We start from the raw sequence: 883 nt of genomic DNA, 5'->3' as shown, positions 1-883 counted from the left end.
GCCGACGACGCGGCGTCGGCGGCGCGCTGGGTGACGCTGCCGCCGCTGACGGCGGTGAAGGCGCTGCGCGCGGTGCGCCCCGGCGCCGTGGTGCTGCTGGCCGGGACGACGAAGGAGGGCGAGCGCCGCGTCGTGCTGGCGGCGCAGCGCTTCGGGCGCGGGCGCGCGGCGGCGCTGGCGGTGCAGGACTCGTGGCTGTGGCAGATGCACGCCGCGGTCCCGGTCGAGGACCAGACGCACGAGCGCTTCTGGCGGCAGACGCTGCGCTGGCTGGTGGCGGACGTGCCGAGCGCGCTCGAGGTGGTGGCCGCGGCGGAGCGGCCGGCGCCCGGCGAGGCGGTGGCGCTGCACGCGACGGTGCGCGACTCGCTGTTCGCGGCGGTGGACGGCGCGACGGTGGTGGCCGAGGTCACGGCGCCTTCGGGCGCGAAGTCGGAGGTCCCGCTCGAGTGGCAGGTGCGCGGCGACGGGGCCTACGACGGGTCGCTGCTGCCGCGCGAGGCGGGGATCCACCAGGTGCGCGTGCTGCACCGCGCGCCGGGGCGCGCCGAGCGCGCGTCGCCGGTGGCGTACGTCGAGGCGGCGCCGTCGCGCGAGGAGTACTACGGCGCGTGGCACCGCGCCGACCTGCTGCGCCGGCTCGCCGAGGAGACGGGGGGGACGTACCACACGCCCGACGACGCCGCGCGGCTCGCGGAGGAGCTGCGCTACGCGCGCGCCGGCGTGACGACGCCCGAGCGGCGCGACCTGTGGGACATGCCGGCGGCGTTCCTCCTGCTCGGCGGGCTGCTGGCGGCGGAGTGGGCCTACCGGCGCCGCCGGGGGCTCGCGTGAGGCGCGCGCTGCGCCGCCTGCTCGGCGCGCTGCACGCGGCGTGCGCGCC

General features: G+C 79.6%; 1 protein-coding gene. It reads left to right on the top strand.

The annotated features are described in order from the left end of the window. Positions 1 to 834: hypothetical protein (locus PYV61_RS25955; RefSeq protein WP_275836784.1), on the top strand; the 834-nt coding region annotated here is incomplete at its 5' end. Positions 835 to 883 lie beyond the last annotated feature (49 nt).

The organism is Roseisolibacter sp. H3M3-2 (genome assembly GCF_029211165.1).
GTDB lineage: Bacteria > Gemmatimonadota > Gemmatimonadetes > Gemmatimonadales > Gemmatimonadaceae > Roseisolibacter.
Note: the sequence above shows the minus strand (reverse complement) of the source record. Positions and strands in the feature narration are given on the sequence as shown.